Below are 25,873 nucleotides of genomic sequence, written 5' to 3'. Positions count from 1 at the left end.
ATGCCGCCGCGCGGCGCTGGGGTGAGGCACCCCGGCTGTCCGGGGGATTTTGTCCTACCTTGCCGAGATCAACCCGCTGCCGCGCTGGGTGCCGCGTCCCGCTGCACGTATTGCGTCACGAAACTGCGCGTGCGCCCGTCCGGGAACTTGATGGCCACCTCGCCGGCGCTGGACGAGGCCACCCGCCCGCTGCCGTAGCGCGGCACGCGCACCGCCTCGCCCACCTGGAAGGCCGCGGGCGCCGACATCGAGGGCGGGCGGCCCGGCTTGCGCAGCCCCCCCATGGGCACCGAGGCAGGCTGCGGCTCACCCACCACCACCTCCGGCCCGGGCTGCACCGCCTGCGGCCGCGGCTGCTCCTGCAGCGCCGAGGCGGCAATGGTCTCGTTGGCCGCCGCCGGGGCAACGGCCCTGGCGCTGGCCGCCGCAGCATCCTGCTGCCGCGCCGCCTCCTGGGCACTGGCGAAATTCAGGCAGTTGTCGCAGTGGCCACAGTGCTCGCCCTCGAAGGGCGGCTCCTGCTCGAAGTACTCCAGCAGCGCCCGCCAGCGGCAGCGGCCCGTCTGCGCGTAGAACACCATGCGCTCCAGCGCCTCGTGCTCGTGCTCGGCGCGGGCCTCGTAATCGGCCACCAGCGGCGTGATGTCCAGGTGCTCCACCCCGCGCAGCAGCGACCACGCCCGCGTGCGGTTGGCGCGCACCATGCCCGCGTCGCGCAGCAGCGTGAGCGCGTGCATGAGCCGGTGGCGCGTGAAGCCCGGCAGGCGTTTGAGCAGCGACGCCACCGGCAGTGGCGCCTCGCCCAGCGCCTGCACCACCGAGCGCAGCTCGTCCGCGTCGGGGCGGCTGCGCGCCAGGAAAAACTGCTGCACCTGCCGGTCGGGCCGGTGGTAGAGCAGCGCGCAGTCGGCCGCCTCGCCGTCGCGCCCGGCGCGGCCGGCCTCCTGGTAGTAGGCCAGCAGGCTGCCCGGGAGCTGGTAGTGCAGGACGAAGCGCAGGTCCGCCTTGTCTATGCCCATGCCGAAGGCGTTGGTGGCGATCATCACCCGCGCCTGCCCGCCCATGAAGCGCTCCTGGTTCGCCTGCCGCTCGGCCGCGCGCAGCTTGCCGTGGTAGCGCGTGACGCTCTCGCCCGCGGCCCCCAGGCGCTGATAAAGCTCCTCGCAGGTCTTCACGGTGGCGGTGTAGACGATGCCGGGGCCGTCGGTCTTGCCCAAGGCGCGCTGCAGCGTCTCGAACTTGTGCTTCTCGCTGTCGCACACGGCCACCTGCAGCCGCAGGTTGGGGCGGTACACGCCCGTGTCCACGATCTCCAGCTTGGGCCGCCCAAGGTGGCGGCGCATGTCGGCAATCACCTGCTCGGTGGCCGTGGCCGTGAGCGCCAGCACGGGCGGGTCGCCCAGGGTGCGCAGCGCCGCGCCTATGCCCAGGAAGGCCGGGCGGAAGTCGTGCCCCCACTGCGAGATGCAGTGCGCCTCGTCCACCACCAGCAGCGCCACGCCGGCCTGGCGCAGCGTCTCCAGGAAGGCCGTGTCGGCCAGCCGCTCCGGCGTGGTGAACACGATGTCGCTGCGCGCCTGCGCGATGCGCGCCATGGAGTCCTTCTGCTCGGCCGCGGGCCGCGCGCTGTTGAGCTGCGCGGCCTCCACGCCGGCCTCCTCGAGCTTGCTGGCCTGGTCGTGCATCAGCGCGATCAGCGGCGAGACGACCACGGTGCGCCCGTCCAGGTGCAGCGCCGGCAACTGGTAGCACAGCGACTTGCCCGCGCCCGTGGGCATCACGGCCAGCGTGTCCTGGCCGGCAAGCACGCGCTCGATCACGGCCTGCTGGCCTTCACGCAGCTCGCGCAGTCCGAAAGTGCGGCGCAGGGAGCGGCGCAAGGCCGCTGGAAGGTTGTTGGCGGTCATGGATGTGCCGGGAAAAGGAAGGTGGCAATGAGCGCTCGGACGGCAAGCCGCATTCCCTTGGTCGCGGCAGGGAATTTGCCCGGGAGACCCGGGCGCCGCGCTTCCTACACTCGCTGCCCCCTTCAACGACAAACGAGGATGACCATGGCAATCGAGAAAGCCCTCTATACCGCAACGGCCACTGCCACGGGTGGCCGCACCGGCAGCGCGAAGTCCGACGACGGCCGCCTGACCGTGAACCTCTCCACCCCCAAGGAGCTCGGCGGCGACGGCGGCCAGGGCACCAACCCCGAGCAGCTCTTTGCGGCCGGCTACTCCGCCTGCTTCATCGGCGCCATGAAGGCCGTGGCCGGACGGCAGAAGCTGCAACTGCCCGCCGAGGTGTCCATCACCTCGCAAGTGGCCATCGGCCCGCACGCCAACAAGCCCGGCGCCTTCGGCATCCAGGTGGACATGCAGATCTCCATCCCCGGCATGGACCGCGCCGCGGCCGAGAAGCTCGTGGCCGAGGCCCACGAGGTCTGCCCCTACTCCAACGCCACGCGCAACAACGTGGACGTGAAGCTCACGGTGGTCTGACGCCGCGGCGCTTGCCTTCGTGACGGACAACGCCGGCCATCGCGCCGGCGTTTTTCATGGAAAACCCGGCCTGCCGTCGCGCAAAAGCATCGAAAAAGCCTCAAAAACGCCGTCCTGCTTCAAGTTGCACGCCGCCCGGCCGAAAAAGGCCTGGATGCGGTGATGCAATAACGACAATGAGCAGTGACTTTTCCCGCGGCGGCCCGGGCCGCCGCGCGCCTTTCCACGCCGCGCCCCGGGCGTGGGCCGCCGCAAGCGGCGCGCTGGCCTGCACGCTGTCACTGCTGCCCCGGGCCGCCGCCGCCCAAGAGCTGCTGCTGCGCGAGGTTCCCTCGGTCTTCGCGGCGTCGGGCTTCGAGCAGTCGGCCAGCGACGCGCCTTCTTCCGTCTCCGTCATCACCGCCACGGACATCGAGCGCTTCGGCTGGCGCACGCTGGCCGAGGCGCTGGGCAGCCTGCCCGGCTTTCACACCAGCAGCGACCTCGTCTACGACTACGTGGGCGTGCGCGGCCTGCTGCGCCCGGGCGACTGGAACGGCCGCATCCTGCTGCTGGTGGACGGGCAGCGCGTCAACGAGAACGTCTACGGCCAGGCCGCCCTGGGCCAGGACGCGCTGGTGGACCTGGGCAGCGTGGAGCGCATAGAGGTCGTGCGCGGCCCGGGCTCGTCGCTGTACGGCGCCTCGGCCGTGTTCGCCGTGGTGGACGTGACCACCAAGCAGGGCCGCGACTACCGCGGCTGGCAGGCCGAGGCCCACGCCGGCTCGCAAGGCACGCGCGGGCTGCGCCTGGGCGGCGGCCAGCGCGAGGGCGGCCTGGAGTACGCACTGTCGCTGGCCGCCACGCACAGCGACGGCACCAGCCTCTACTTCCCGCAACTGGCCGCCCAAACGCCCACGGCCGGCCGCTCCAGCGGCGCCGATGCGCTGCGCACCCTGCAACTCCAGGGCAGCCTGCGCGTCAACGGCTGGAGCCTGCAGGCCGGCGCCCAGGACTGGCACAAGCAGGTGCCCACCGGCGCCTACGCCACCACGCTGTCGGACCCGCGCAACGCGTACCAGCAGATGCAGCGCTACCTGCGCCTGGGCCGCGAGGCCGAGGTCTGGGACGGCGCGCTGCTGCGCCTGAGCGGCTCCATCAACAGCTACCACTACTGGGGCGACTACATCACCCGCAGCGACGGCGGCGCCAGTTTCGACTTCACCGAGGGCCACTGGGGCCGCCTCGAAACGGTGCTGGACCAGCGCGTGGACGAGCGCACGCGGCTCAAGCTGGGGGCGGACTTCCAGCGCGACTCGCGCATGCGCCAGCTCTACTACAGCGCCGCGGCCACCATCCTGGACGACTTGCACAGCGGCTCCTCGCGCGGCTTCTTCGTCCAGCTGGAGCGCTCGCTCGCGCCGCATCTGCGCGTCAACGCCGGCTTGCGCACCGACCGCTACAGCACCTTCGGCAGCACCACCAGCCCGCGGCTGGGCCTGATCTGGCAGCCCGCGGAGCGCCACGCCTTGAAGCTGCTGCAGGGCACGGCCTACCGCGCGCCCAACGCCTTCGAGCTCTGGTACACCGACGGCGGCGCCACGCAACGGCCCAACCCCGCCTTGCAGCCTGAACGCATACGCACCACGGAAGCCGTGTGGGAGGCGGGCTGGAGCGAGCGCTGGCAGACCAGCCTGTCCCTCTATCACAACGTGCTGAACCGGCTCATAGACGTCCAGGAGGTCGCGCCCAACCTGCTGCAGTACGCCAACGGCGGCAGCGTGCGCACCACGGGTGTCGAGGGCCAGATCGACTGGCGCCTGGGCTCGGGGCTGGAAACGCGGTGGTCGCTGTCGTGGCAGGACAGCAAGGCCCACGAGGCCGGCTCGGCCCTCTCCAACTCGCCGCGGCTGCTGGCCAAGGGCGCGCTGATGCTGCAGTTGGGCGACGGCGGCAGCACGCTGGCGCTGGAGGCGCGCAGCACCTCCAGCGTGCGCACGCTGCAGGGCGAGCGGCTGCCGGGCTGCATGCTGCTCAACGCCACGCTCAACCTGCCGGCCACGGCGCTGCCGGGCTGGCGCGGCGCGCTGTCGGTTTACAACGCGCTGGACCGCCACGCCATGCAGCCCGCCGGCCAGGAGCACCTTCCGCTGACTTGGCTGCCCCAGCCCGGCCGCACGCTGCTGCTGCGGCTTGAGAAGAGCCTGTGAGCCGCAGCCGCTTGCTCCAGGCCGGCAAAACCCCGAGCCCGACGGCGCGCGCGCTGGCCTGCGGCTGGGCCATGGCGCTGGGCTGCGGCCTGGTGCTGGCCCAAGGCGCCACGCGCACGGTGCTGCTGGTCATGCCGCCGCAGCCCGGCAAGCTCGAAGTGATGGCGCAAAGCGCCGCCAGGGCGCTCGCCAGCGCCGCGCAGGTGCGGCTGATGCCGGCCGACGCGCAGCCCGGTGCGGGGCTGGAGGCGGCCGTGCGCGGCGGCGGCGTGGACCTGCTCGTGGGCGTGGGCGCCGCGGGCGAGCAGGCGGCCCGCGCGCAGGCCGGCAGCGTGCGGCTCATGTCCTGCGGCGCACCCACCACGACGCTGCCCGGCGTGATGCTGGAACACGACCCCGCCGTGCAGTTCGCGCAGCTGCGCCGCATGCTGCCTACGGCGCACCGCGTGGGCCTGGTCCTGCACGCGGCCGAAGGCAGCCCGCGGCTGGACGCGGCCTTGCAGGCCGCGCGCCGCGCGGGGCTGGAACTGCAGCCGCTGCCGGTGGAGTCCGCCGCCGACGTGCAGCCCACCGTGGAGCGCGCAGCCTCCGCGCTGGACGCGCTCATGGTGCTGGCCGACGCGCAGGTGCTCTCGCCCCAGGCCGCGCGCGCGCTGCTGACGGTGTCCATGCGCCAGCGCGTGCCGCTGGTGGGCCCGGCCGGCAGTTGGGCCCGCGCGGGCGCGCTGTACGCGCTGGAGTGGGATTACGAAGACCTGGGCCTGCAGTGCGCCGACGTCGCGCTGCGCCTGCTGGCCCCGCGCGGCCTGGGCGCGGCCCCGCTGGCGCCGCGGCGCGCGGCGCTGGTCATCAACCGCCGCGCCGCGCAGGTGCTCAAAGTACCCTTGGCGGAAGACGTGCTGCGCTCCGCGGAAAGCATCCATGACTAAACCCTGGCACGGCCTGGCCAGCAAGCTGGGCCTCTACGCGGCACTGCTCATCCTGCTGACCACCGTGGCGCTGGTGGCGAGCCTGGTGGTGCGCCACCAGCAGCGCCAGAGCGCCACCTTCCGCGAGCTGGGCCTGAGCCTGGCCAAGACCGTGGCCGAGCAGGCGCAGATGGGCGTGTTCTCCGGCGACGCGGCCGAGCTGGAGCACGTGGCCCACGGCGCCTCCTCCTTCCCCGACGTGGCCGGCGTCACGGTGTTCGACCTCTCCGGCCGCGTCCTGTCGCGCCACGGCACGGCCGGGCCGGCCGAGCTGCCGACGACGCAGCGCCATCCCGAGCCCACCATGCTGGGCGAGCTCCAGGGGCTGCTGCTGCCCGCCAACGTGCCGGTGAACTTCGTCGCCCCCGTGCTGCTGGCCGCCGGGCCGGCCATGCCCGGCAGCCAGGCCGCGAGCGCGCCGCAGGAACCCCAGGGCTACGTGGTGGTGTCGCTCAGCACGGCCTCGTTCCGCCAGCAACTGCTGATGTTCCTGGAAACCTCCATGGGTGCGGCCGCGCTCATGGGCCTGCTGGGCATGGCCGGCATGGCGGTGCTGGCGCGCGTGGTGCTCAAGCCGCTGCGCGAGGTGACCATCGCCGCCGGCCACGTGGCCGCGGGCGACCTGGACCACCAGGTGCGCGTGCACAGCCGCGACGAGGTGGGCCTGCTGGCCCAGGCCTTCAACCGGATGACGGCGCAACTGCGCGAGGCGCGCGACACGCTGGAGGGCCGCGTGGCCGAGCGCACCCGCATGCTGGAGGAAGCCTCGGCCGAGGCCTACCGGCTGGCCAAGCACGACGCCCTCACCGGGCTGCCCAACCGCGTGCTGCTGCGCGAGCGGCTGGACCTCGCCATCGCCACCGCGCGCGAGCACGGCCACAGCGTGGCCCTCTTCTTCGTGGACGTGGACCACTTCAAGGCCGTCAACGACTCGCTGGGCCACGAAAGCGGCGACCTGGTGCTCAAGGCTATCGCGCAGCGCCTCACCGCCCTGGTGGCCCACCACGGCTTTGCCGCGCGGCTGGCCGGCGACGAGTTCGTCCTGGTGCGCGAGGCGCTGCCCGCCGACGAGGGCCGCACCCTGGCGCATGCGCTGGCGCAGCGCGTGCTCGAAGTCGTGAGCGAGCCCATCGCCGTCCCCGGCCAGGAGGTGCGCATGGGCTCCAGCGTGGGCGTGGCCCTCTACCCCGGCGACGCGCAGGACCCCACCACGCTGCTGCGCGCGGCCGACATGGCCATGTACGCGGCCAAGGGCGGCGGCCGCATGGGCGTGCAGCTCTTCAGCGCCGACATGGAAGCCCCCGTGCTGGAGCGGCTGCACCTGGAAACCGACCTGCGCCGCGCGCTGGCCGAGGGCGAGCTCATGCTGTGGTACCAGCCGCAATGGAGCATGGACGGCCGCCGCCTGGTGGGCGCCGAGGCGCTGCTGCGCTGGAACCATCCGCACCGCGGGCTGGTGCCGCCAGGGCAGTTCATCCCCGTGGCCGAGGCCAGCGGCCTCATCCGCGAGATAGGCGCCTGGGTGCTGGACCAGGCCACGCGCGACGCCCAGGCGTGGAACGCCGCCAACGCCGCGCAGGGCGCCGCGCCGCTGCGCGTGGCCGTCAACGTCTCGGCCAGCCAGCTCAACCGCTCGGACATCGTGGAAACGGTGGCCGCCGCGCTGGCCGCGCACCGCCTGCCGCCGCACCTGCTGGAGCTGGAGCTCACCGAGTCCGGCATCGTCGAGAACCCCGAGCACGGCCTGCAGGTGCTGCTGCGGCTGCAGGCGCTGGGCGTGCGCCTGGCCATAGACGACTTCGGCACGGGCTTCTCCAGCCTGTCCTACCTTACCCGGCTACCGGTGCACAGCCTCAAGATCGACCGCTCCTTCGTCGCCGGGCTGCCCGCCGCGCAAAGCGACCTGGCCGTGGTGCAGGCCATCTGCGCCATGGCGCGCAAGCTGGGCCTGCAGGTGGTGGCCGAGGGCGTGGAAACCCAGGCGCAGCTGCAGACGCTCAAGCACACGGGCTGCGACATGGTCCAGGGCTTCCTGTTCGCCAAGCCCATGCCGGCCCACGAGTTCCGCCAGCGCTGCGTGGCACAGCCGGCCACGGCGCACCCGCTGCTCAGCGGGTCTTAAGCGGCCCCATCCGGCCCTGCCGCCGCCGCGCGCCGCGCCAGCAGTTGCAGCAGCAACTCGATGCGCGCGGCCACCGGCGTGAGCGTGCCGGCCGTCTCGAAGCGCTGCCCCGGCTGCGCGATGACGCCGCCGTGCGCGCAGCGGCTGGCCACCAGCACCGGCACGCCCCGGGCCGCCGCTTCCTCCAGCGCGGCCAGCAGCGCCGCGTGCAGCGTGCCGTTGCCGGTGGCGGCCACGGCCAGGCCGTCCGTGCCCGCGGCCAGCAGCGCGCGCACGACGCGCCCGTCCGCGCCGCCGTGCGACATCACCACGTCCACGCGCGGCCAGTGCGCCACGGGCGCGCTCACGGCGGCCAGCCCAAGCGCCTCGCCCGCGGGCCAGTCGCGCAGGCGGCGCAGCCGGCCGGCCTCCACGAAGCCCAGCGCGCCGGCGTCGCCGCAGGACAGCGTGTCCAGCCGGTAGCTGTGCTGCTTGCGCACCTCGGCCGCGCCATGCACGCCGCCGCCCATGGTCACCAGCACGCCGCGCGCGCCCGGCGTGGCGGCCAGGGTCAAGGCGTCCACCAGGTTTTGCGGGCCGTCGGCCATGAGCGCCGTGGCCGGGCGCATGGCGCCGGTGAACACCACCGGCTTGTCGCGCGGCGCCAGCACGCGGTGCAGGAAGTAGGCGGCCTCCTCCATCGTGTCCGTGCCGTGCGTGACGATGACGCCGGCCACCTCGGGGCGCGCCAGGTGGTGGCTCGCGCGCTGCGCCAGCGCCTGCCACAGCGCGTGCGTGGCGTCCTTGCTGTCGAGCTGCGCGAGCTGTTCGGCCTCCACCGGCCAGTCCTTCAAGGCCGGCACCCCGGCCAGCAGCGTCTGGATGCCCAGTTGGGCGGCCTGGTAGCCCAGGTGGTCGTCGGCGGCCGCGGCGGTACCCGCGATGGTGCCGCCGGTGCCGAGAACGACGAATCGGCTTTGCATGCGCTCACTCCATGGATGAAAATACAGGTATGGATTCCGACAGCCGCCCCCGTGCACGGCCGCGCGCCGCGCCCCGCAGTACACCCACCAGCCCAGCAAGCGCCATGAACACAGCCCTCACGCCACGCCAGCAGCAGGTGTTCGACCTGGTCCAGGAGGCCATCGAGCGCACCGGCGCGCCGCCCACCCGTGCCGAGATCGCGGCGCAGCTGGGTTTCCGTTCGGCCAACGCGGCCGAGGAGCACCTTCAGGCGCTGGCGCGCAAGGGCGCCATCGAGCTCGTGGGCGGCACCTCGCGCGGCATCCGGCTGAAGTCTGACACGCTGCGCGCCCTGCGCGCCGCGCGCGCGGACGACGCCATGGCCCCGGCCGCCCTCCTGGCCGCCGCCGCGCTGTCGCTCCCGCTGGTGGGCCGCGTCGCAGCCGGCAGCCCCATCCTGGCGCAGGAGCACATCGACCAGCACTACCAGGTCAGCCCGGCCCTCTTTCCCACCAAGCCGGACTACCTGCTGCGCGTGCGCGGCATGAGCATGCGCGACGCGGGCATCCTGGACGGCGACCTGCTGGCCGTGCAGCGCAGCGACGACGCGCGCAACGGCCAGATCGTCGTGGCCCGCCTGGGCGACGAGGTCACCGTCAAGCGCTTCCAGCGCACCCGCGCCGGCATAGAGCTGTTGCCCGAGAACCCGGAGTTCCAGCCCATCCACGTGGCGCCGGGCAGCGCGGACTTCGCGCTCGAAGGCGTGGCCGTGGGCCTGATCCGCAACTCGCCCCTGCTGTGACGGCGGCGGCACGGCGCCTCGCTCCCTGCCGCTCATGCCCGCGAAAGCGGGCATCCACGAACACCGAAGTCTCGCCTTCGAACTGCATCGTCCAAAGCCGGCGTCGGCGCACCAACATCCCGGCCGGCGTGGATGCCCGCCTTCGCGGGCATGACGGATGAAGGTGCGCGGTGCCCTGGCCACAGGGGCTAACGGGGCGATACCGTTCGCCCCAAGCAGCACCCTGCTTTCACTTGCCACCATTGCCCGCAGCGCTTACCGCTCGGCCACATTCCCGAGCATTGGCAAACGGCCCGTTACGTTTGAATAGCGACTGTCAAGCGGCTTATTTCACGGCTTAGGCCGGCGGCCACGTCCGGACAATGCGGAGCTTGAGACCCCGCTGCCATGAAGCTCTTCCGCCGATCCAGCCGCCGCACCGAATGCTGCCCTCCCGGGCCGGCGAGCTTCGGCACCTTTGACAGCCGCTGGCACTACCGCTGGCACTACTTCACCCGCTGGCTGCGTCCAAGCGTGGACGCCGTGCCGGAAGAGGCCCGCCAGGCCTTCGAGTTGGCCCTGCACGGCCTGCCCGGCGACGAGGCCGAGAAGCTGCGCGTGCGCGTGCGCAGCGCCCCGGGGCTGCGCGAGCTGTGGCACCTGCGCTCGGCGGTGTTCGGCCTGGTGGCGCGCCACGGCAGCCAGTCCGAGGCACAGCGCCGCATGGCCGCGCTGGACCGGCTTTTCACGACCCGGCTGCGCGCCGGCGGGCAAGCCCGGGCCAAGCGCGTCTGAAGCAACTGAAACGCTTGCGCCAACAGGTTCACGCCCGCCCAACGGGACGCTGCCTGATCCAGGGCAGGCAGAATCCGGCCTGCCCATGAACATCATCATCCTCGACGACTACCAGGACGCGGTGCGCAAGCTGCGCTGCGCCAGCAAGCTCGAACACCTCAATGCCAAGGTGTTCACCAACACCGTCAAGGGCATAGGCCAGCTGTCGGTACGGCTGCGCGACGCCGAGGTGCTGGTGCTCATACGCGAGCGCACGCAGTTTTCGCGCGCGCTGCTGGAGAAGCTGCCCAAGCTCAAGCTCATTGCGCAGACCGGCCGCGTAGGCTCGCACATCGACGTGGAGACCTGCACGCGGCTGGGCATCGCCGTGGCCGAGGGCGTGGGCTCGCCCGTGGCGCCGGCCGAGCTGACGTGGGCGCTCATCATGGCCGCCATGCGGCGGCTGCCGCAGTACATCAGCAACCTGAAGCACGGCGCCTGGCAGCAGTCCGGGCTCAAGGCCGCGTCCATGCCGCCCAACTTCGGATTGGGCATGGTGCTGCGCGGCAAGACGCTGGGCATCTGGGGTTACGGAAAAATCGGCCAGATCGTGGCCGGCTACGCGCGCGCCTTCGGCATGCAGGTGGTGGTGTGGGGCCGCGAGCCCTCGCTGATCCGCGCCCGCGCCGACGGCCATGCCACCGCGCTGAGCAAGGAAAGCTTCTTCGAGGGCTGCGACGTGCTCAGCGTGCACCTGCGCCTGAACGACGAGACGCGCGGCATCGTGACGCTGGAAGACCTCGCGCGCATGAAGCCCACGTCGCTGTTCGTCAACACCTCGCGCGCCGAGCTGCTGGAGGAGAACGCGCTGGTCTCCGCGCTCAACAAGGGCCATCCCGGCATGGCTGCGGTGGACGTGTTCGAGTCCGAGCCCATCCTGCAGGGCCACCCGCTGCTGCGGCTGGAAAACGCCGTGTGCACGCCGCACATCGGCTACGTAGAGCTCGACAGCTACGAGCTCTACTTCGGCGCCGCCTTCGACAACGTGCTGGCCTACATGCGCGGCGAGCCCACCAACATCGTCAACCCCGACGCGCTCAAGGTGAACCGTTGAGCCCCGCGGGCGACCGCGCCGGCGGCGACGCCGACACGCCGCGCGCGCGCCCGCGCAACCTGCTGGAGCTGCTGCTGGCCTTCAACCGGCTGGCGCTGCAGGGCTTTGGCGGCGTGCTGCCCATCGCGCAGCACGAGCTGGTGGAACGCCGCGGCTGGCTCACCAAGGCGCAATTCCTGGAGCTGCTCGCGCTGGGCCAGGTGCTGCCCGGGCCCAACATCGTCAACGTCTCGCTGATGTTCGGCCACCGGCACTTCGGCTGGCGCGGCGCCGCCGCGGCGCTGCTTGGGCTCACGCTGGTGCCCAGCGCCGTGGTGCTGCTGCTGGTCGTGCTGTACGGCCGTTTCAACACCCTGGCACCCGTGGCCGGCGCGCTGCGCGGCATGGCGGCCGTGGCCGCCGGGCTGGTGCTGGCCATGGGGCTCAAGCTGTTGCCGGCGCTCAAGCAGAGCCCGCTGGGCTGGCCGCCCGCGCTGGGCGTGGTGGCGCTGTCGCTGGGCTTGATCCTGGTGCTGCACTGGCCGCTGCCGGCGGTGCTGGCCACCGTGGGCCTGGGCTCGGTGCTGCTGGCCTGGAAGCGGCTGAAATGAGCCCCACCGCGTGAGGCCGACCGCATGAACCCCACCGCCGCAGCCGCCGCCATGGGCTGGCTGGACTGGGCCCAGCTCGTGGCCCACTTCATGATGCTGTCGCTGCTGTCCATAGGCGGGGCCATCGTCACCGCGCCGGAGATGCACCGCTACCTCGTGCGCGAGCACGGCTACCTCAGCAGCGCGGACTTCAGCCAGTGCATCGCGCTGGCGCAGGCCGCCCCCGGGCCCAACGTGCTGTTCGTGGCGGCGCTGGGCTGGCAGATAGGCGGGGCTTTCGGTGCGGTGGCAACGATGGCGGGCATCCTGCTGCCTTCGAGCGTGCTGACGCTGGCGCTGGAGCGCTGGAGCAGCAGCCGCCGCGACAGCCGCGAGGTGCGCGCCTTCACCGGCGGGCTGGCGCCGCTGACCGTGGCGCTGCTGCTGTCCACCGGCTGGCTGCTGGCCGAGCCCGCGCAGGCGCACTTGGGCGCCATGGCGCTGGTGGCGGGCAGCGCCTTCGTGTCCTGGCGCTTCAGGCTCAGCCCGCTGTGGCTGATCGCGGCCGGGGCTTTGGCCGGCATGCTGGGTTTGGCGTAAGCCCGCGCGGGCAGCCTTGGGCGCGCGGCTTGCCGACACAGGTCCATTCCGGACCGTTCAAGGGAGATCGAAATGCCGAATTCCGTGGCCACCTGGGCATCCTGGTGGCGCAACGCACAAACCCTGTGGGACATCGCGCTGGCGGCGCCACAGGTCATCGCCCACCGCACGCTGCGCATGATGGCGGCCGGGCACCTGCCCTCCGAGCGCGACGTCAAGGAGTTCCACCTCATGGGCGCGGAGAAGCTGGAGGCCATGGGCGAATCCGCCGTGGCCATGGTCATGCACCTGTGGCAGGTGCAGCAAAAGGCGCTGCTGGCGCTCATGGGCGCGTGGTGGAAGCCGCAGGCCTGGTTCGACGCCGGCCCATGGCTGCACGCCCTGCCCGGCGTGACCGCCGCAGGCTTGAAGCCCGTGCACAGCCGCGTGACGGCCAACGCGCAGCGCCTGGCCAAGGTGGCGCTCAACCCGGTCACGGTGCCCGTGCTGGCCGTGGCCGAGCACGCGCGGCGCAAGGTGGGGACGGCGCCGCAGGCGCGCATTCGCCACCGCCACGCCTGAAGGCCCGCGCCCATGAAAAAGGCGGCCCGCAGGCCGCCTTGAACCTCACAAACGCGCTGCAGGTCAGCGCGTTTCTTCATCCTTGGTGCCGAAGATCTTGTCGCCGGCATCGCCCAGCCCCGGGATGATGTAGCCCAACTCGTTGAGGTGGGAATCAATCGCGGCGGTCCAGCAGCGCACGTCCGGGTGGGCCTTTTCCAGCGCGGCCACGCCCTCGGGCGCGGCGACCAGCACCAGCGCGCGGATGTCCTTGCAGCCGCGCTCCTTGAGCAGGTCGATGGTGGCGATCATGGAGCCGGCGGTGGCCAGCATCGGGTCCACGATCAGCGCCGTGCGCTGGTCCAGGTGGCCCACGAACTTCTCGAAGTAGTGCTCCGGCTGCAGCGTCTCGTGGTTGCGCGACAGGCCCACGACGCTGATCTTGGCGTTGGGCACCATGTCCAGCACGCCGTCCAGCATGCCCAGCCCGGCGCGAAGAATGGGCACCACGGTGACCTTCAGGCCCGCGATCTCATCGACCTCCACCGGGCCGCTCCAGCAATCGATGGTCGTCTTCTGCAGGGGGAAATCGGCGGTGGCCTCGTAGGCCAGCAGCCGCGCGAGCTCGTGCGTGAGCTCGCGGAATTTTTTGGTGGAAATGCCGGCCTCGCGAAGCAGGCCGATCTTGTGCTTCACCAGAGGGTGAACGACGTCAATGGTAGGCATGGGCGGAAGTCTAAAGGCGGCCCCAGGAACAACCCTTGCCGCAGACCGCAACCTCCGCATGCCCTTGGCGCGATTTCCGCCGCGCCCCCCCCTCGCCATGGACCAGCCCGTCTCCACCCGCACGGCACTTGCCGCCGCGGAACCGCCACCCCACCGCGTCTCGCTCCACATCAACGGCGAAGCCGTGGCCCTTGAAGTGCAGGCCCGCGTCACCCTGCTCGACGCGCTGCGCGAGCACCTGCACTTCACCGGCACCAAGAAGGGCTGCGACCGCGGCCAGTGCGGCGCCTGCACCGTGCTCGTCGAGGGCCGCCGCGTCAACAGCTGCCTGACCCTGGCCGTGATGTGCGAGGGCCGCAGCGTCACCACCGTCGAAGGCCTGGGCACGCCGGACGCTCTGCACCCCGTGCAGGCCGCCTTCGTGGAGTGCGATGCCTTCCAGTGCGGCTACTGCACGCCGGGGCAGATCTGCTCCACCGTGGCGCTGCTGGACGAGGCCCGCGCCGGCCGCGCCAGCCACGTCACGCCGGACCTCGCCCGCGCGGGCGAGCCCCTGAGCGACGACGAGATCCGCGAGCGCATGAGCGGCAACCTCTGCCGCTGCGGCGCCTATCCCAACATCGTGCGGGCCGTGCGCCTGGTGCTGGACAACGACCAGGGCGGCCAGGGCCGCTGAGCGCATGGACAACTTCCTCTACGAACGCCCCGCGTCGATTGCCGACGCCCTGGCCCTCATGGCCCAGCCCGGCGTCACCCCCATAGCCGGCGGCAGCAACCTGCTGGACCTGATGAAGGGCGGCATCGCGCGCCCCTGCAAGTTAATTGACGTGAGCCGCCTGCCCTGGGATGCGATTGAAGCGCTCCCCGACGGCGGCCTGCGCATAGGCGCCGGCGTGCGCAACACCGAGGCGGCCGACCACCCGCTGGTGCGCAAGCGTTACCCGCTGCTGTCGCGCGCGCTGCTGGCGGGCGCCACGCAGCAACTGCGCAACATGGCCACCGTGGGCGGCAACCTGCTGCAGCGCACCCGCTGCCCCTACTTCTACGACGACGGTTTCCGGCGCTGCAACAAGCGCGAGCCGGGCAGCGGGTGTGATGCGCTGGGCGGGTTCAACCGCGGGCACGCCATCCTGGGTGCCAGCGAGCACTGCATCGCCACGCACCCGTCGGACATGGCCGTGGCGATGGCCGCGCTGCAGGCGCGCGTGGTGCTGCAGAGCGCGCGCGGCGAGCGGGTGATGCCGCTCTCGGACTTCCACCGCCTGCCCGGCGACACGCCGCAGCAGGACACGGAAATCGCCCCGGACGAGCTGATCACCGCCGTGGAGCTGCCGCCCTCGCAGGCGGCCGGGCACAGCCAGTATTTGAAGATCCGCGACCGCGCCAGCTACGCCTTCGCGCTGGTGTCGGTGGCTGTAGCGCTGGAGCTGGACGGCGCCGGCCGCGTCACCCGCGCCGGCCTGGCGTTGGGCGGCGTGGCCCACAAACCCTGGCGCGTGGAGGCCGCCGAGGCCGCACTCGCCGGCCGGATGCCGGACGAGGCCGCCGCCAACGACGCCGCCGACGCGCTGCTAGCCGGCGCGCGGGGTTATGGCGACAACGATTTCAAGATCGAACTGGCGCGCCGCGCCGTGCGCCGCGCCATCGCCCGCGCCGCCCGCGGCAGCACGCTGTGAACGCGAGGCAGGACGACATGGACGCAACTTCGACATTGACCCTGACCTCGCCCGCCGTGGGTGCCGAAGACGGCAAGCTCGGCGGCGCCCTCTCCCGCGTGGACGGCCCGCTCAAGGTTTGCGGCCAGGCCCGCTACGCGGCCGACTTCCACCTGCCCGGCCTCACGCACGCCACCCTGGTGCAAAGCCGCGTGGCAGCCGGGCGCCTACGCGCCATCGACACGAAATCCGCCGAGGCCCACCCTGGCGTGCTGCTGGTGATGACGTTTTTCAACGCCCCGCGCCTGCCTGAAGGCGGCCAGGCCGGCATCAAGCCGCCCGCGGGGCGCACGCTCTCGCTGCTGCAGGACGATCGCGTGCACTACGACGGCCAGCCCATCGCCGTGGTCGTGGCCGAGACGCTGGAAGCCTCGCGCCAGGGCGCGCGGCTGCTCCAGGTGGAGTACGACCAGGAGCCGCCGCAGCTCGACTTCGAGGCCGCCAAGGCCCAGGCGCATCCGCCCAAGGAGGCCCAGGGGCAGGAGCCGGACAGCCGCCGCGGCGACGTCGAAGCCGCCTGGAGCCAGGCGGCGCACCGGCTTGAAGCCACCTACACCACGCCGTTGGAGCACCACAACCCGCTGGAGACGCACGCCACGCTGGCGGCGTGGGACGGCGACCAGTTGACGCTCTGGGACTCCACCCAGTACGTGCACGGCGTGAAGCAGACCCTGTCGCAGCGCCTGGGCCTGCAGGCCGAGCAGGTGCGCGTGGTGAGCCCCTTCGTGGGTGGCGCCTTCGGCAGCAAGGGGTCGGCGTGGTCGCACGTCGTCCTGGCCGCCATGGCCGCGCGCGAAGTGAAACGCCCGGTGCGGCTGGTGGTGGAGCGCACGCAGATGTTCGGCCCCGTGGGCAACCGGCCCTTCACGCAGCAGCAGTTCCGGCTGGCGGCGGACGGTGGCGGCCAGCTCACGGCGCTGGAGCACCGGGTGCACGCCGAAACCTCCCGTATCGAGGACTGGATAGAGCCCTCGGCGCTGATCTCCCGCTTCCTGTACGCCTGCGACAACGTGGCGACCACGCACCGGCTGGTGCCGCTGAACGTGGGCGTGCCGACCTTCCAGCGCGCGCCGGGCGAGGCCACGGGCTCGTTCGCGCTGGAGTCGGCCATGGACGAGCTGGCTCACCAGGCCGGCCTGGACCCGCTGGAGTTCCGCCGCCGCAACCATTCCGACTTCGACGCCGGGCAGCAGCTGCCCTACTCCAGCAAGTCGCTGCTGGCGTGCTACGACCAGGGAGCGCAAGCCTTCGGCTGGTCGCAGCGCAACCCCAAGCCGCGCGCCACGCGCCGGGGCGACGTGCTGGTGGGCTACGGCATGGCCACGGCCACCTACCCGGCCAAGCGGCTGGCGTCGGAGGCGCGCGCCACGCTGCTGCCGGACGGGCACGTGCGCGTGCAGTGCGGCACGCACGACCTGGGCACGGGCACCTGGACGCTGCTCACGCAGGTGGCCGCCGACCGGCTGGACCTGCCGCCCGCGCGCATCGCGCTGGAAATCGGCGACACGGCGCTGCCCATGGCGCCGGTCTCCGGCGGCTCCATGACCGCCGCCAGCGCCGGCGCGGCCGTGCACGCCGTGTGCGAGCTGCTGCGCACGCACTTGGCCGAGCTGGCCGTGACGGACGAGGCCTCGCCCCTACACGGCGTGCCGCATGAATTGATAGAGCTGCGCGAAGGCCGCCTGCGCAAGACGGACGAGCCCGGCCGCGGCGAAACCCTGGAATCGCTCGCCGCCCGCCACGCCGACATCGATTTGCAGGTCAACGTGCGCGCCACGCCCGGACCGGATGCCGAAAAATATTCCAAGCACTCCTTCGGCGCCGTGTTCGTGGAAGTGCACGTGGATGCGGACCTCGGAGAAATCCGCGTGCCGCGCATCGTGGCGGCCTATTCGGTCGGCAACCTTTTGAATGCCAAGACCGGCCGCAGCCAGTTGCTCGGCGGCATCGTCTGGGGTTTGTCCATGGCGCTGCACGAACATTCGCTGCGCGACCCGCGTTATGGCCGCATCGCCAATGCCAATTTGGGCGAATACCACATCCCGGTGAATGCCGACATTCCGGATATCGAATTGATCATCGTGCCGGAGGACGACCCGCACATCGGCCCGCTGGGAGCCAAGGGCATCGGTGAAATCGGGATCACCGGCGTGGCCGGCGCCATAGCCAATGCGGTATGGCATGCAACAGGCCGGCGCATCCGGGACTTGCCCATTTCCCTGGACAGCCTGCTGCACGCGCAGCGCTGATAAGCATCGTTCCAAGCCCGCCGGTGAAAGCCGGCGGGCATTCCGCGGCTGTACAGCACTTCCATGCCGCCACGCCCCCGCAGCGCCGGCCATGGCGACAGCCTGCCGAAGCAGACGTCAACACCCCGAAAACCGTGACTTACGTCACGCTTTTCTCGGCCGCCTCGTCGTTGGGCACTCAATAGCAGCCTCGCCGAACCGGTTCCCACCTTGCAGAAGGAAAACCAAACCACATTCCCCGAGCGGGCTTATGGAAACCATTTCTGGAATTATTGAACCCAACGCCGGTGAAGACAGGAAGGTTGGCCGCCATATTCTGCGGTCTGCGGACGGCGGAGCCGTGTTCGTCCTGTCCAGCAACGACGTGTATTTGGATATTTTTCTTCGAAAATTCGTTCTTATTGTGGGTTATCGCAGCAATATACGGCTGACGGACGGGCAGGAACAGTTTATTGTCGTGAGCGTGATGCCTGGAGATGACTCCAACGCCGCCAGTAATCTCGGCGATACGTCCGAAGGCATTTTGAAGCTGCTGGAAGACCCGTCCATTCCCTATGGCACGCATGCGCTCCACGATGTGACCGGCAAGCTTTTATACGCCCTGCAGAGCGATATCATCAAGCTGGATAATTATGTCGGTAAACCGGTGATCGTGAAAGGCCACGCCCTGGCGGGATATCCATTTGAAGGCGGCCCGATCAATTTGAGCGTCACGGATGCCTGTATTCCCGTTGACAGCATGCCGGCCAGGAAGTTCGACATCGAGCTGAGGCTCAAGAATTTGACAACCCATGCCTGGGCCCTGGCCGCGATTTCAGATCGGCCGGTGGTTGAATTGATTGGCGAGCGTCTCGTGCCGGATGACCAAGCGGTGGATGGCAGCTCCGGGACGGCACGGTTCTTATTCTGGACCTCGTCCAGCGGCCGGACGACGCTGACCTTCAAGAAATCCCGCATCTGGGAGTCGGAGAAGGTTCTGGCTGAGGTCAAGTATCTCGTTGTCAGTGAATAAGTCGTGGGCGGCCCCACACCAGAGCGCAGAAACAGCGCGAAAAACTACCACGCCATACTTTTGAAATGCCCATATTTCAAAGCCAGCCCCTTTGATCCTGGCCACCCGCCGCCGCCTCGGTCAAACTTCAGGCTTAGATTCACCGCCCCTGGAGCCACACCGCATGACGGACGACCGCCCCGAAATCACCTGCACCGCCTCGCGGCTGGTTTATGAAAACCGCTGGATCAAGTTGCGCGAGGACGCCATCGTCCGTGCCGACGGCAGCCCCGGCATTTACAGCGTGGTGGAGCGGGCGGATTTCGCCGCCATCGTCGCGATTCAGGACGGGCACATTTACCTGGTCGAACAGTTCCGCTATCCCGTCGGCGGCCGGTATTGGGAATTGCCGCAGGGCGCGTGGGAGGACGACCCCAGCAAATCGCCGGAGGAAGTTGCCCGCGGTGAATTGCGCGAGGAAACCGGCCTGATCGCTGGCCAGATGCAATTCGTCGGCTCCATGTTCATCGCCTACGGTTTATGCACGCAGCGCTGCAACGTCTTCCTCGCCACGGATTTGCAACAAACCGAACAGCAATTGGACGCCGAGGAAGCCGGGCTGGTTTGCCGGGCTTTTGCCTTGAAGGAATTTGAAAGAATGCTGCGGGAGGGGGTGATTCAGGATGGGACGACGTGGGCGGTGGTGGGGATGTTGAAGGTGAAGGGGTTGATTTAACTCCGCGAGCCAGAATGCTTCGCACCCCAGCCCGTCATTCCCGCGAAGGCGGGAATGACGAATCGGCAGGCGCTATGATCCGGCTAACGGATAACGGCTGACGTCCGTAAATTCATTTGGACGATATTTTTGAGCAAGGCAAAGGGCAGCTTAAATCCGAGCAGCTCTCACACCGATCCAATCAACTATTCAGCGAATACCTCCGGCAACACCCCTACCGTCGTCCCCCGCAATATCAGATGCGCCTCCCCATCAATAGCGCTTTCCTGCGGATTCAATATCGCCACATGCGCCCCGGCCTCGCGCGCGACCTGGGCCAACCCGGCGGCGGGCCAGACGGCGCCTGAGGTGCCGACCACCAGCATCACGTCGCACTCAAATGCGGCCTGCTCGGCGGCCTCCATGGCGCCTTCCGGCAACTGCTCGCCGAACCACACCACACCGGGCCGAACGAGATTGCCGCAGTGCGGGCACTTGGGCGGGCGGCCGGGCACGGCAGAGGAAACGTCCAGCAGCGACGGCTGGTGCGCGCAACGCTCCAGCCAGCGGTCCAGCAGGATGTCGCCGTGCAGCCGCAGCGCGTCCGTGTTGCCGGCGCGCTGGTGCAGGTCGTCCACGTTTTGCGTGATGAGCGTGAGCCGCCCCGGGCGGCGGCGCGCGTAGCCGGCCAGCGCCAGGTGGCCGGGGTTGGGCAGCGCGCGGCGCACGCCTTCGCGGCGGTGTTCGTACCAGTCCCACACCAGGCGCGGATCACTTCTGAAGCCCGCCTCGCTGGCGAGTTGCATGGGGTCGAACTTCGCCCATAAACCCGTCTGCGCGTCGCGGAAGGTAGAGATGCCGCTTTCGGCTGACATGCCCGCCCCCGTCAGCACACAGACCTTCTGCGCAGCCAAGAGCCGCACGCGGAGGTCGGCCACGTCGCGCCGGGTGTGCTCGTCCATGGCGCCGCCTCCTCCGGTCACACCATTCAGGCCCCGCGCTGGCGCCGCGCCTCGTACAGGCACACGGCGGCGGCGACCGACACGTTCAGGCTCTCAACGGCGCCCTGCATGGGGATGCGGACCAGCTCGTCGCAAGTCTTGCGCGTGAGCTGGCGCATGCCGGGGCCCTCGGCGCCCAGCACCAGGGCGACGGGGCCCTTGAAGTCCACCTCGTAGAGGGTCTTCTCGGCGTCCTCGGCCGTGCCCACCACCCAGACGTTGCGCTCCTTGAGCTCGTTGAGCGTGCGCGCCAGGTTCGTGACCATCAGGTAGGGCACCGTTTCGGCGGCGCCGCTGGCCACCTTGGCCACCGTGGCGTTCAGGCCCACGGCGTGGTCCTTGGGGGCGACCACCGCGTGCGCGCCGGCACCGTCGGCCACGCGCAGGCAGGCGCCCAGGTTGTGCGGATCGGTCACGCCGTCCAGCACCAGCAGCAGCGGCGCGCCGTCCACGTCGTCCAGCACGTCGTCCAGCGAGTGCTGCTGCGCCAGCGCCTGCACCCGCGCCACCACGCCCTGGTGGCGGTGCGTGCCGCTGATCTTGGACAGGCGCTCGTCGTCGCTCTCGATCAGCTTGGCGCCGGCCTCCTTGGCGCGCTCCACGAACTGGCGCATGCGGGCGTCGCGCCGCGTGGCATCGACGTGGATCTCGGTGATGGATTCAGGCGCCGTCTTGAGGCGCACCGTCACGGCATGGAAGCCGAACAGCAACTTGTTGGAAGAAGAGCTCATCGCAGCATTGTCGCCGCCACGGTCAGCCCAATCAGCACCGGCTGGTGAACCATGTAGAAGCTCAGCGGCCAGCGGCCCAGCACGGCCAGCGGCGCCAGCCCCCGCGGCAGTGGCCCGGCCATCACCTCGCGCCGGTGCGCCAGCAGCCACTGGCCCAGCGCCAGGCCAATGAGCATCACGCCCAGCCAGGGCAGCACGGGCACGTAGTCCTCGGTGACGGGTTTATGCGTCACCAGCCCCGTCCAGTTCAGCCAGCGGTTGTCGAACAGCGGGCTTTGCACGAAGCGCGGCAACAGCACGGCCGCCACGCCCAGCGGCGCCAGCCAGCGCGGGCCCAGGGGCGAGAGCGCGCGGGCCAGGATCAGCATCACCGCCATGCCGTGCAGCACGCCAAATGAAATCCAGCTCCGCGGGAACATGAACCACGAGCCGGCCGACACCAGCAGCGCGCACGCCGCGATCTGCGCCCAGCGCCGCCAGAAGCGCCGCGCGCCCTGCCCGGCCTCGTGCGCCAGCGCCTGCGAGGCGCCCGCGCACAGCAGGAACAGGCTCACGATGGCGGTGCGCTGCAGCGTCCAGAACGGATCGTTGTAGAAGTTCTGCGGCGGCAGCAGCTTGTAGAAATTCAAGTCGAAGCTGAAGTGGAAGGCTGCCATCCAGAGCATGGCGAGCCCGCGCAGGGCGTCGAGTCGTTCGTAGCGGTGCAGCGGCGGCATGGCGGGCATCGTAGCCCTGCCGATCCTTATCATCGCCCTCCCGCCGTTCACGATTCGTTGCGCATGAAGCCGTCGCACCCTCTTCCGCTTCAACCCCGCCGTGCCGTGCTGCAGGGCCTGCTGTTGGGCGCCTGCGCGCTCGGCCTGGGCCTGCCGCCCGCCGTGGCGCGGGCCCAGAAGGAGCGCCCGCAGGCGTTGCCGCGGCCCATCACGCCGCGCGGGCCGCTGGACGCGGACGAGCGCAACCACATCGACGTGTTCAAGCGCGTCTCCCCCTCGGTGGTGAACATCACGAGCCTGGCGCTGCAGCGCGACATGTTCTCGCTCAACGTCTCGCAGGTGCCCACGGGTACGGGCACGGGGTTCATCTGGGACGACGCGGGGCACGTCGTCACGAACTTCCACGTCATCCAGGAAGCCAGCGGCGCGCGCGTCACGCTCAGCGACCAGTCCACCTACCGCGCCGAGCTGGTGGGCGCCTTCCCCGACCGCGACCTGGCCGTGCTGCGCATAGAGGCGCCCAAGGGCAAGCTGCCGGCCATTCCCGTGGGCAGCAGCCGCGACCTGCTGGTGGGCCAGAAGGTCTACGCCATAGGCAACCCCTTCGGCCTGGACCAGACCATGACCACCGGCATCGTCAGCGCGCTCAACCGCGAGATCGAGTCCGTGACGCGGCGCACCATCCGCGGCGTCATCCAGACCGACGCCGCCATCAACCCCGGCAACTCCGGCGGCCCGCTGCTGGACTCGGCCGGGCGGCTCATAGGCGTCAACACCGCCATCTACAGCCCAAGCGGCGGCAGCTCCGGCATCGGCTTCGCCATTCCGGTGGACGAGGTCAACCGCATCGTCCCGCGGCTCATCCGCGACGGGCGCATAGAGCGGCCCTCGCTGGGCATCGCCGCCGGCACGCGGCAGCTGCAAGAGGCGCTGAAACTGCCCAAGGGCGTGGCGCTGCTGCGCGTCACCCCGGGCTGGCCGGCGCAGCGCGCGGGGCTGCAGCCCTTTGCGCGCGCTGCCGCCGGCGGCATCACGGCGGGGGACGTGATCACGGCCGTCAACGGCGCGCCGGTGGAAGACTTCGACGACCTGCTCAACGAGCTGGAGCGCTTCCAGAGCGGCGACACCGTGACGTTGTCGGTGTGGCGCTCCGGGCGCACGCGGCAGGTGAGCGTGAAGCTGGCGGCCGGCGAGGCCTGACCCGGGAGAATCCCCCAGCGCGTGTTGACGGGGGCCGGCAAGAAGCCCCGGCATCCCTGCCAGCATGGCGGGCATGACGCGCATCCTCATCCTCCAGGGCCACCCCGACGCCAGCGAACGCCACTTCAACCACGCCCTGGCCGACGCCTACGCCCGCGGCGCCGAGGACCACGGCCACGACGTGCGCCACATCGACGTGGCCGAGCTGGACTTCCCCATGCTGCGCAGTCCCACGCAATGGATGGAGGGGCTGCTGCCGCCGGGGCTGGTCGATGCGCAGAACGCCATCGGGTGGGCGCAGCACATCGTCATCTTCTTCCCGCTGTGGCTGGGGGGCATGCCGGCGCTCCTGAAAGGCTTTCTGGAGCAGGTGGCGCGGCCGGGCTTCGCCTTCCACCCCGACGGCAAGAACCCGCTGGCCAACAAGGGGCTGACCGGCCGATCCGCCCGCGTGGTGGTGACCATGGGCATGCCGGCGCTGATCTACCGCTTCTACTTCCGCGCCCACAGCCTGAAGTCGCTGGAGCGCAACATCCTGGGCTTCGTGGGCATCGCGCCCATCCATGAAACGCTGGTTGGGCGCATCGGGGAGCTGAGCGACAAGCAGCGCGGCGAGTGGCTCATCAAGCTGGAGCGCATGGGGCAGCAGGCAGGCTGAACAAGTCACGGCCCGCGCCGCCGTCAATCCCCGGTACGCCGGAGGCCCGGGGCCGCGCCGCTACCATGCGCGCCCTATGAGCGCGCCCCGATCCCGTCAACTTGAGCTTCTCGCCCCCGCCCGCGATGCCGACATCGGCATAGAGGCCGTGAACCATGGGGCCGATGCCGTCTACATCGGCGGCCCGGGCTTTGGCGCCCGCGCCTCCGCCGGCAACCCCGTGCAGGACATCGAGCGCCTCACCCGCCACGCCCACCGCTACGGCGCCAAGATCTTCGTCACCCTCAACACCACCCTGCGCGACGACGAGCTCGAAGGCGCCCGCCGCATGGCCTGGGACGTCTACAACGCCGGGGCCGACGCCCTCATCGTCCAGGACATGGGCCTGCTGGAGCTGGACCTGCCGCCGCTGCAGCTCCACGCCAGCACGCAGTGCGACATCCGCTCGGTGGAGAAGGCGAAGTTCCTGGCCGAGTCCGGCTTCGCGCAGATCGTCCTGGCCCGCGAGCTGACGCTGCCGCAGATACGCGCCGTGGCCGACGCGCTGCCGCGCGAGACCGTCGTGGAGTTCTTCATCCACGGCGCTTTGTGCGTGGCCTACAGCGGCCAGTGCTACGTGAGCCACGCCTTCACCGGCCGCAGCGCCAACCGCGGCGACTGCAGCCAAGCCTGCCGGCTGCCCTACACGGTGACGGACACGCAGGGCCGCATCGTGGCGCACGACAAGCACGTGCTCTCCATGAAGGACAACAACCAGAGCGCCAACCTCGCCGCGCTGGTGGACGCGGGCGTGCGCAGCTTCAAGATCGAGGGCCGCTACAAGGACATGGGCTACGTGAAGAACATCACCGCCCATTACCGCAAGCTGCTGGACGAAGTGCTGGAGCAGCGGCCGGAGCTGGCCCGCGCCTCCAGCGGCCGGACGAGCTTCTTGTTCGAGCCCGACCCCGACCGCAATTTCAACCGCGGCGCCACGGACTATTTCGTCAACGGCCGCAAGGACGACATAGGCGCCTTCGACACGCCCAAGCACGCCGGGCTGCCGCTGGGCTACGTGGTGAAACTCGCCAAGGACAGCGTGGACGTCGTGCTGGACGAAGGCGTGGGCGACCTCAACAACGGCGACTCCATCACGTGGTTCGACCTGCAGCAGGAGCTGCAGGGCGTGCAGGTCAACACCGTGGAGCTGCTGGACGCGGCGGCGCGGCGCTGGCGCGTGTTTCCCAAGGAGCCGGTGGCGCAGCTCAAGGACTTGCGCCGCGACACCGTGCTGCAGCGCAACCGCGACATGGCCTGGGAGCGGCTGCTGAAGAAGAAGTCGTCGGACCGCCGCATCGCCGTGGACATGCACTTCGAGGAGACGGCCGGCGGCTTCGCGCTGTCCCTCACCGACGAGGACGGCCACTACGCCCGCGTGGAGGCCGGCCATGCGCACGAGCGCGCGCAGCATGCCGAGCGCGTGGAGCCGCAGTTGCGCGAGCAGCTCGCCAAGCTGGGCGCGACCGTCTTCGAGCCGCGGGAAGTGACGCTGCGCCTGTCAAAGCCGTGGTTCGTCCCGGCCGGCTTCCTGAACGCGCTGCGCCGCGACGCCGTGGCCGCGCTGGAGGCCGAGCGCGAGGCCTGCCGCGAGCGGCTCCTGCCCGCCGCCCGCGTGGAGCCGCCCGTGCCCTACCCCGAGGACACGCTGTCGTATCTGGCCAACGTCTACAACCGCAAGGCGCACGACTTCTACGTGAAGCACGGCGTGAAGCTGGTGGAGGCGGCCTATGAAAGCCACGAGGCCTTGGGCGAGTCCAGCCTGATGATCACCAAGCACTGCGTGCGCTTCTCCCTGAGCCTGTGCCCCAAGCAGGCCAAGGGCGTGACGGGTGTGCAGGGCACGGTGCGGGCCGAGCCGCTGACCATCGCGCACGGCGACGAGGTGCTGACGCTGCGCTTCGACTGCAAGCCCTGCGAGATGCACGTGGTGGGCCGCATCAAGAAGAACGTGCTGCAGCAGGCCCGCGCGGCCGAGAAGGCCAGCTTGAAGGCCGTGCCCCTGCAGTTCTACAAGACGCGGCCGGGGGCGCAGCCGCGCTGAGCGGGC

Annotated in this window: 25 protein-coding genes; 19 read left to right on the top strand and 6 right to left on the bottom strand. The window is 70.4% G+C overall.

Annotation, left to right across the window (positions count from 1 at the left end; genetic code table 11):
* Positions 1 to 68: 68 nt before the first annotated feature.
* Complete coding sequence (locus SM757_RS22515) at positions 69 to 1,907, bottom strand: RecQ family ATP-dependent DNA helicase (protein ID WP_322467126.1); 1,839 nt, start codon at positions 1,905 to 1,907, stop codon at positions 69 to 71.
* Positions 1,908 to 2,051: 144 nt separating this feature from the next.
* On the opposite strand from SM757_RS22515, the gene SM757_RS22510 reads away from it, so the two are divergent.
* Genes SM757_RS22510 through SM757_RS22490 form a run of 5 tightly spaced genes read left to right on the top strand, consistent with a single transcriptional unit; the run spans position 2,052 to position 7,765 of the window.
* Positions 2,052 to 2,486: an organic hydroperoxide resistance protein gene (locus SM757_RS22510; protein ID WP_322467125.1), complete on the top strand. Its 435-nt coding sequence runs from the start codon at positions 2,052 to 2,054 to the stop codon at positions 2,484 to 2,486.
* Between the two features lie 19 nt (positions 2,487 to 2,505).
* The gene (locus SM757_RS22505) at positions 2,506 to 2,649 is read left to right on the top strand and encodes a hypothetical protein (protein WP_169805871.1); all 144 of its coding nucleotides are present in this window, start codon (positions 2,506 to 2,508) and stop codon (positions 2,647 to 2,649) included.
* Between the two features lie 13 nt (positions 2,650 to 2,662).
* Positions 2,663 to 4,675: a TonB-dependent receptor plug domain-containing protein gene (locus SM757_RS22500; RefSeq protein WP_322467124.1), complete on the top strand. Its 2,013-nt coding sequence runs from the start codon at positions 2,663 to 2,665 to the stop codon at positions 4,673 to 4,675.
* A complete protein-coding gene (locus tag SM757_RS22495; RefSeq protein WP_322467123.1) occupies positions 4,672 to 5,604 on the top strand; it encodes an ABC transporter substrate-binding protein in 933 nt (310 codons plus the stop codon). Before SM757_RS22500 ends, SM757_RS22495 begins: the two co-directional genes overlap by 4 nt.
* Entirely contained in the window at positions 5,597 to 7,765 is a 2,169-nt protein-coding gene (locus SM757_RS22490; RefSeq protein WP_322467122.1) for a putative bifunctional diguanylate cyclase/phosphodiesterase, read from the top strand. The genes SM757_RS22495 and SM757_RS22490 overlap by 8 nt, the downstream gene beginning before the upstream one ends.
* Here SM757_RS22490 and SM757_RS22485 read toward each other — a convergent pair.
* The gene (locus SM757_RS22485; protein ID WP_066334245.1) at positions 7,762 to 8,727 is read right to left on the bottom strand and encodes an asparaginase; all 966 of its coding nucleotides are present in this window, start codon (positions 8,725 to 8,727) and stop codon (positions 7,762 to 7,764) included. The genes SM757_RS22490 and SM757_RS22485 overlap by 4 nt on opposite strands.
* A 104-nt stretch (positions 8,728 to 8,831) precedes the next feature.
* On the opposite strand from SM757_RS22485, the gene lexA reads away from it, so the two are divergent.
* From lexA to SM757_RS22455, 6 genes are all read left to right on the top strand, one after another.
* The gene (lexA, locus tag SM757_RS22480; protein WP_066334246.1) at positions 8,832 to 9,509 is read left to right on the top strand and encodes a transcriptional repressor LexA; all 678 of its coding nucleotides are present in this window, start codon (positions 8,832 to 8,834) and stop codon (positions 9,507 to 9,509) included.
* Positions 9,510 to 9,896: 387 nt separating this feature from the next.
* Positions 9,897 to 10,283 carry a hypothetical protein gene (locus SM757_RS22475; RefSeq protein ID WP_322467121.1) on the top strand — a complete coding sequence of 129 codons (387 nt, stop codon included), beginning with the start codon at positions 9,897 to 9,899 and terminating at the stop codon, positions 10,281 to 10,283.
* Positions 10,284 to 10,368: 85 nt separating this feature from the next.
* Positions 10,369 to 11,376: a D-2-hydroxyacid dehydrogenase family protein gene (locus tag SM757_RS22470; RefSeq protein WP_066334250.1), complete on the top strand. Its 1,008-nt coding sequence runs from the start codon at positions 10,369 to 10,371 to the stop codon at positions 11,374 to 11,376.
* On the top strand, positions 11,373 to 11,966 hold the full coding sequence (locus SM757_RS22465; RefSeq protein WP_322467120.1) for a chromate transporter: 594 nt from the start codon (positions 11,373 to 11,375) through the stop codon (positions 11,964 to 11,966). The genes SM757_RS22470 and SM757_RS22465 overlap by 4 nt, the downstream gene beginning before the upstream one ends.
* 24 nt (positions 11,967 to 11,990) lie before the next feature.
* Positions 11,991 to 12,545 (top strand): chromate transporter, encoded by a 555-nt coding sequence (locus tag SM757_RS22460; RefSeq protein ID WP_218011438.1) that lies wholly within the window; start codon positions 11,991 to 11,993, stop codon positions 12,543 to 12,545.
* A 72-nt stretch (positions 12,546 to 12,617) separates the two neighbouring features.
* A complete protein-coding gene (locus SM757_RS22455; protein ID WP_066334259.1) occupies positions 12,618 to 13,106 on the top strand; it encodes a polyhydroxyalkanoate granule-associated phasin in 489 nt (162 codons plus the stop codon).
* A gap of 63 nt (positions 13,107 to 13,169) precedes the next feature.
* Here SM757_RS22455 and upp read toward each other — a convergent pair whose 3' ends face one another.
* Positions 13,170 to 13,811, bottom strand: a complete 642-nt coding sequence (upp, locus tag SM757_RS22450; RefSeq protein ID WP_066334260.1) for a uracil phosphoribosyltransferase — start codon at positions 13,809 to 13,811, stop codon at positions 13,170 to 13,172.
* A gap of 58 nt (positions 13,812 to 13,869) precedes the next feature.
* On the opposite strand from upp, the gene SM757_RS22445 reads away from it, so the two are divergent.
* The 5 genes from SM757_RS22445 (at position 13,870) to SM757_RS22425 (ending at position 19,502) form a co-directional block, all read left to right on the top strand.
* A complete protein-coding gene (locus tag SM757_RS22445; protein ID WP_322467119.1) occupies positions 13,870 to 14,487 on the top strand; it encodes a 2Fe-2S iron-sulfur cluster-binding protein in 618 nt (205 codons plus the stop codon).
* A gap of 4 nt (positions 14,488 to 14,491) precedes the next feature.
* Positions 14,492 to 15,487, top strand: a complete 996-nt coding sequence (locus SM757_RS22440) for an FAD binding domain-containing protein (RefSeq protein WP_322467118.1) — start codon at positions 14,492 to 14,494, stop codon at positions 15,485 to 15,487.
* Positions 15,488 to 15,504: 17 nt separating this feature from the next.
* Positions 15,505 to 17,775 carry a xanthine dehydrogenase family protein molybdopterin-binding subunit gene (locus SM757_RS22435; protein ID WP_322467117.1) on the top strand — a complete coding sequence of 757 codons (2,271 nt, stop codon included), beginning with the start codon at positions 15,505 to 15,507 and terminating at the stop codon, positions 17,773 to 17,775.
* Between the two features lie 250 nt (positions 17,776 to 18,025).
* On the top strand, positions 18,026 to 18,787 hold the full coding sequence (locus tag SM757_RS22430; protein WP_322467116.1) for a protease inhibitor I42 family protein: 762 nt from the start codon (positions 18,026 to 18,028) through the stop codon (positions 18,785 to 18,787).
* A 163-nt stretch (positions 18,788 to 18,950) separates the two neighbouring features.
* Positions 18,951 to 19,502, top strand: a complete 552-nt coding sequence (locus SM757_RS22425; RefSeq protein WP_322467115.1) for an NUDIX hydrolase — start codon at positions 18,951 to 18,953, stop codon at positions 19,500 to 19,502.
* A gap of 185 nt (positions 19,503 to 19,687) precedes the next feature.
* Here the strand turns inward: SM757_RS22425 and SM757_RS22420 are convergent, their stop codons facing one another.
* The 3 genes from SM757_RS22420 to SM757_RS22410 are packed head-to-tail and all read right to left on the bottom strand — an operon-like array spanning position 19,688 to position 21,938.
* Positions 19,688 to 20,443 carry an SIR2 family NAD-dependent protein deacylase gene (locus tag SM757_RS22420; protein ID WP_322467114.1) on the bottom strand — a complete coding sequence of 252 codons (756 nt, stop codon included), beginning with the start codon at positions 20,441 to 20,443 and terminating at the stop codon, positions 19,688 to 19,690.
* Between the two features lie 26 nt (positions 20,444 to 20,469).
* Positions 20,470 to 21,213 carry a 23S rRNA (guanosine(2251)-2'-O)-methyltransferase RlmB gene (gene rlmB / locus SM757_RS22415; RefSeq protein WP_322467113.1) on the bottom strand — a complete coding sequence of 248 codons (744 nt, stop codon included), beginning with the start codon at positions 21,211 to 21,213 and terminating at the stop codon, positions 20,470 to 20,472.
* The gene (locus SM757_RS22410) at positions 21,210 to 21,938 is read right to left on the bottom strand and encodes a DUF1624 domain-containing protein (protein ID WP_407655792.1); all 729 of its coding nucleotides are present in this window, start codon (positions 21,936 to 21,938) and stop codon (positions 21,210 to 21,212) included. The genes rlmB and SM757_RS22410 overlap by 4 nt, the downstream gene beginning before the upstream one ends.
* A 54-nt stretch (positions 21,939 to 21,992) precedes the next feature.
* Here SM757_RS22410 and SM757_RS22405 point away from each other — a divergent pair, with 54 nt between their 5' ends.
* The 3 genes from SM757_RS22405 (at position 21,993) to SM757_RS22395 (ending at position 25,867) form a co-directional block, all read left to right on the top strand.
* Entirely contained in the window at positions 21,993 to 23,129 is a 1,137-nt protein-coding gene (locus tag SM757_RS22405) for a S1C family serine protease (protein WP_322467111.1), read from the top strand.
* A 73-nt stretch (positions 23,130 to 23,202) separates the two neighbouring features.
* Positions 23,203 to 23,787 (top strand): NAD(P)H-dependent oxidoreductase, encoded by a 585-nt coding sequence (locus SM757_RS22400; protein ID WP_066334359.1) that lies wholly within the window; start codon positions 23,203 to 23,205, stop codon positions 23,785 to 23,787.
* Between the two features lie 76 nt (positions 23,788 to 23,863).
* Positions 23,864 to 25,867 (top strand): peptidase U32 family protein, encoded by a 2,004-nt coding sequence (locus tag SM757_RS22395; RefSeq protein ID WP_322467110.1) that lies wholly within the window; start codon positions 23,864 to 23,866, stop codon positions 25,865 to 25,867.
* The last annotated feature ends 6 nt before the right edge of the window (positions 25,868 to 25,873 follow it).

The organism is Azohydromonas lata (assembly GCF_034427735.1).
Lineage (GTDB): Bacteria > Pseudomonadota > Gammaproteobacteria > Burkholderiales > Burkholderiaceae_C > Azohydromonas > Azohydromonas lata.
Note: the sequence above shows the minus strand (reverse complement) of the source record. Positions and strands in the feature narration are given on the sequence as shown.